This is a genomic window from Rhizobium ecuadorense (assembly GCF_001187535.1).
Lineage (GTDB): Bacteria > Pseudomonadota > Alphaproteobacteria > Rhizobiales > Rhizobiaceae > Rhizobium > Rhizobium ecuadorense.
In genome coordinates this window covers 1-263 of record NZ_LFIO01000820.1, presented here as the reverse complement: position 1 = coordinate 263, position 263 = coordinate 1, and the positions used below count along the sequence as shown (strand labels likewise).

Genomic DNA, 263 nt, shown 5'->3' with positions numbered 1-263 from the left:
GGAAGCGAGATGGCCGGCAACGTGCTTGCCAATGATCACGCTGGAGAGGCGGGCACGCTTTTCCTGCGTTCGGTCGAGGGCACGAGCATTCCTGCCGGTCAGGGGCAAGGGCAGACAACCGACGTGGCGGGTGAATTCGGCACCTTCCATTTCGCAGGAGATGGAAGCTTCACCTACGATCTCGATCCGGCCGTAAAGGCGGGCCTCAACGACGGCGAGCATATCACGGAGAAACTCCAATATTACAAGGTCTCCGACGGCGC

Annotated in this window: 1 protein-coding gene; it reads left to right on the top strand. The window is 60.5% G+C overall.

Annotated elements, in window-relative coordinates; translation table 11 throughout:
- On the top strand, nucleotides 1-263 hold a 263-nt coding region (locus AF337_RS14475), incomplete at both ends, for a VCBS domain-containing protein (protein ID WP_202813701.1).